The sequence below is a fragment of the Streptomyces cahuitamycinicus genome (assembly GCF_002891435.1).
Classification (GTDB): Bacteria; Actinomycetota; Actinomycetes; order Streptomycetales; family Streptomycetaceae; genus Streptomyces; species Streptomyces cahuitamycinicus.
The window spans coordinates 1-4564 of sequence record NZ_POUC01000537.1; the positions used below are offsets into that span (position 1 = coordinate 1).

3 protein-coding genes and 1 pseudogene are annotated in these 4564 nt (G+C 69.5%); all 4 read left to right on the forward strand.

Going from position 1 to position 4564, the window contains the following annotated elements:
• Nucleotides 1–126 precede the first annotated feature (126 nt).
• The 4 genes and pseudogenes from C1J00_RS38605 to C1J00_RS38620 all read left to right on the forward strand — a co-directional run bounded on the left by C1J00_RS38605 (nt 127) and on the right by C1J00_RS38620 (nt 4534).
• A complete protein-coding gene (locus C1J00_RS38605) occupies nt 127–1404 on the forward strand; it encodes an ABC transporter substrate-binding protein (protein WP_102913553.1) in 1278 nt (425 codons plus the stop codon).
• A 124-nt stretch (nt 1405–1528) separates the two neighbouring features.
• A pseudogene (locus C1J00_RS38610) lies at nt 1529–2414 on the forward strand (carbohydrate ABC transporter permease).
• Nucleotides 2411–3259, forward strand: coding sequence for a carbohydrate ABC transporter permease (locus tag C1J00_RS38615; protein WP_102913554.1), 849 nt, complete (start codon nt 2411–2413; stop codon nt 3257–3259). Before C1J00_RS38610 ends, C1J00_RS38615 begins: the two are co-directional and overlap by 4 nt.
• A 147-nt stretch (nt 3260–3406) precedes the next feature.
• Nucleotides 3407–4534, forward strand: coding sequence for an alkaline phosphatase family protein (locus C1J00_RS38620; RefSeq protein ID WP_439333470.1), 1128 nt, complete (start codon nt 3407–3409; stop codon nt 4532–4534).
• The last annotated feature ends 30 nt before the right edge of the window (nt 4535–4564 follow it).

Here is a 4564-nt window from a genome sequence, read left to right on the forward strand (position 1 = left end):
CCGTCACCCCGACCGCCCCGCACACGCCCGTCGCCCCGCACACGCCCGTCGGTCCGCGCGCCTCCGAAGGACCGCACCGACCACCCACCCCTCCGGCACGTCGAACAGGAACAACAGGAGTGACCCGTGGACCTTTCTCGTAGAGGCTTCCTCCAGGCCGCCGCGCTGACCGCGGCCGCCTCCGGTCTGACCGTCGCCTGCGGTGGCGGCTCCGGCTCGGCCGGCAGCAAGAACGGCAAGAACCTCACCATGTGGTACTGGGGAGGCGCGCTCAGCGACAAGGTGGTCGCCGAGGCGAAGACGCACTTCGGCGGCCAGGTGAAGCTGACCGTTGCCTCCATCGGCGGCGACTTCAAGCAGAAGCTGACCACCACTCTCGCGGCGGGCGCCTCCGTGCCCGACATCACCGGCATCAAGGGCGAGGACATGGCGTCCTTCCTGCCCAACGCGAATCGCTTCCTCGACCTGAACGACCTGGGCTTCGAGAAGATCGCGTCGCAGTACCTGGACTGGAAGACCAAGCTCGCCCGGACCGAGGACGGCAAGCAGATCGGCTTCCCGATCGACATCGGCCCGACCGCGCTCTTCTACCGCGCTGACATGTTCGACGAGGCCGGGCTGCCCACCGACCCCGACAAGGTCGCCGCCCGGGCCGGGACCTGGGAGGAGTACTTCGCGCTGGGCACCGAGCTGCGCGCGAAGGTGCCGGGCACCTACCTGGTCAACAACATCGGCTCGGTCTTCACCATGGCGGTCGGGCAGGGCACCGAGCGGTTCATCGACAGGGACAACCGCTTCATCGGCGACCAGGACCACATCCGCAAGGCGTGGACCACGGCGGTCCGCCCCCACACCCTCGGCATCGACGCCAAGATCAACGACAACACCTGGAACGCCGCCGTCGGCAAGACCCTCAGCACCGAACTCGGTGCGGCCTGGCACGCCCTGGACATCGAGCAGGCGGCCCCGAAGACCAAGGGCAGCTGGCGGGTCTGCGCGATGCCCGGCGGCCCGGCCAACCAGGGCGGCTCCTACCTGGCCCTGCCCAAGCAGTGCCGGAACCCCGAAGAGGCATTCAAGATCATCAGCTGGATCCTCAGCCCGGAGAACGACGCCCGCGGCTTCGCCGACGCCGCCATCTTCCCCGCCGCACCGGCGGCGTACGCCATGCCGGCCATGACGGGCGGCGACCCCTTCTTCGGCGGGCAGAAGGTCATCGAGGTCTTCGGCCCCGCCGCCAAGGCCATCCCGGCCGCCTACGAGGCACCCGCCGACGCCGCCGTCATGGCGCCTTTCATGACCGAACTGTCCAGCATCGAGGCCAAGGGCAAGAAGGCCGACGACGCCTGGAAGGACGCGGTCGCCCAGGCCAGGCAGATCGCCCGGCGTCAGGGGGTGAACTGAGGTGTCCTCACCTCCGGTCGCCGGTTCCGCCGCGGTGCCCCGGCGCCACGGCGGGCCCGGCCCGGCCCGCTTCCGCCCGCGGCGCACGGCGCCCGCGGGCGCGGTGCGACCGACGCGTCGCGGGGTGCTGTCCCACTGGCGGCAGTACCTGGCGGTCTCGCCCTTCTTCCTGATCTTCGGCGTCTTCTCGTTCCTCCCGGTCCTGTACTCGCTGTACCTCTCCTTCCAGCGCTGGGACGGCATGGGCACCGTGGAGTTCGTGGGACTGCAGCAGTTCCGGTTCCTTCTGGACGACCCGGTCTTCTGGCTGTCGATCCGGCAACACCCTGGTGGTCTGGGTGCTGTCCACCGTCCCCACGCTGTTCGGTGCCCTGGTGCTGGCGACGCTGCTGCATTCGGTGCGCCGCTTCAAGGGCTTCTACCGCATCGCCCTCTACATACCGAACGTCACCTCGATCGTCGCGGTGTCGATCTTCTTCGGGGCGGTGTTCAGCAACAACTTCGGCCTGGTCAACGCGATCCTGGGCACGGTCGGCATCTCACCCGTCCCGTGGCTGAGCAATCCGTGGCTGATCAAACTGGTCATCGCGCTGCTGATGACCTGGATGTGGACCGGCTACAACATGATCATCTACCTGGCCGGCCTCCAGGCCATCCCCACCCAGATCTATGAGGCGGCCAGGCTGGACGGCGCCGGCCCGATCCGCACGTTCTTCCAGATCACCATGCCGATCATGCGGCCCATCATCCTGTTCACGGTCATCATCTCGACCATCAACGGCCTGCAGAGCTTCAGCGAACCCCAGGTCATGTTCGGCAGCAACGCCGCCAACCCCAACCTCGGCGGGCCCGGCCAGGCGGGCCTGACCACGCTTCTGTACTTCTACCAGTCGGCCTTCGTGAACAACGACTACGGCTACGGCGCGGCCATCGTGTGGGCCTTCTTCGTCCTGATCATGCTGCTGGTCGTCGTCAACTGGCGCGTCGTCCAGCGCGGGAGGAAGTCATGACCGCAGTGGTCCCGAGGCGGTCACGGCGTCCCAAGGGCCTGACCGCGCACATCGTCCTCGCCCTGGCCGTCCTGATCTCGGTCTTCCCGTTCGCGTGGACGATCGTCATGGCGACGAACACCACCGAGGACATCTACAAGAGCCCGCCGAAACTGACCTTCGGTTCCCATCTGCTGGAGAACGTCCGGCACGTGCTCGACACCATCGACTTCTTCGGGTCGATGCTGAACACGGTCGTCGTCGCCTCCGTCACCACCGTCCTGGTCCTCTTCATCGACTCCCTGGCGGCGTTCGTCTTCGCCAAGTTCGACTTCCCCGGGCGCAAGGTGCTGTTCGCGACGCTGGTCGGCTTCATGATGCTGCCGCTCCAGCTGGCCGTCCTCCCCCAGTTCATCCTCATGTCCGACATCGGCTGGGTCGGCACGCTCAAGGCGCTGGTCCTCCCGGCTCTCGCCAACGCCTTCGGCATCTTCTGGCTGCGCCAGTACATAGAGAACGGCGTGCCGGACGAACTCCTCGACGCCGCGCGCATCGACGGCGCGGGCTTCTTCCGCCAGTACTGGAACATCGTGCTGCCGATGATCAGACCGGCGCTGTCCTTCCTCGCCATCTACGCCTTCGTCAACGCCTGGAACGACTACATCTGGCCGCTCGTCGTGCTCAACGACCCCGCGCACCTCACCCTCCAGGTGGCGCTGGCCCAGCTCCACGTCGGCCACACCACCGACTACAGCATGGTCATGGCCGGTGTCCTCATGGCGTCCGTGCCGCTCGTCGTGGTCTTCACGATCTTCGCCCGCGGGTTCATCGCGGGCGCCACGGAGGGGGCGGTGCAGGGCAGCTGAGCGTCCCTTGGGGCCGCGCCGCGAAGGGACTCGGGGCTGTGTCGATGTGCGGCTCCGCCGCCGGGGCGCGACCAGCCGCCGCGGACGCGCGGCCAGGACACGACGGTCGTTCCCGAGCTCTTGGTCACCACACGAGAGAGGCACCCAGTGAAGGACGCCAACACCGCGAGCCCACGCACCAAGGTGCTCGTCGTCGGCATGGACGGCCTGCGCTACGACCGGCTGACCCGCTCCCCCTCCACCGCACCCGTGCTGCACCGGCTGATGGCCACGGGTGCCCACGGCACGAGCCTGCTGCCCTACGGCCGAGCCGACGACGGGCCCTCGGCCGGGCCGGCCTACACCGACTCCGGGCCCGGCTGGTCGAGCATCCTCACCGGGGTGTGGCCCGACCGCCACGGGGTCACCGGCAACGATTTCAAAGGTGCCGACTACGCCCGCTACCCCGACTTCCTGACCCGGGCCGCCACCGCCCGGCCCGGTCTGCGCACGGCGGCCGCCGTGTCCTGGCCGGCCCTGGTGCGTCGCGGCACACTCGGCAGGGCCATCGGCCGGCGTGAGCGTCACAACGGCGAATCCAGGGGCTACGAAACGGCGGACCGCCGCGTCGCCCGCACGGTCCTGCGCTGGCTCACCGAGGACGACCCGGACGCCCTGTTCGTGTACTTCGGCGCCACCGACGAGGCCGGCCACGCCACGGGCCCCCTGTCCCCTGCCTACGACCGGGCCCTCCTCGACCAGGACGCCCACCTCGGGCGGCTCCTGGAGGCGATCGACGTCCGGCGCTCGGCTCCGGGACGTGCCGAGGAGCGCTGGACCGTGCTGGTCACCACCGACCACGGGCACCTCGACTCCGGTGGCCACGGCGGCGACTCGCGAGCCGAACGGGAGGTCTTCGTCATCCTCGCCGAACTCGGGAGGCCCGGGGGACCCCGGGGACCTGGCGAAACCGGGGGATCCGGCCAAACCGGGGGAGCCAGCGAGCCTGGTGAGCCCGTCGGACCCGGAGGACCCGGCGAACCCGGTGAGCCCGGTGAGCCCGGCGGACCCCGCGAACCCGGCGAACCCGGCGAACCCGGCGAACCCGAAGGACCCGAAGGACCCGAAGGACCCGAAGGACCCGAAGGACCCGCCGGCATCCGGCTCGACACGCCCCGCCTCATCGACATCGCCCCCACCGTCCTGGACCGTCTCGGCATCCCCCTCGACCCCGCCTGGGGCCTGCAGGGCCGTGTCCTGCCCGGTTTCGCCGCACCGCCTTCGGGATGGTCATGACCGACGCGCACCTCGCCCCCCCTGATCGCC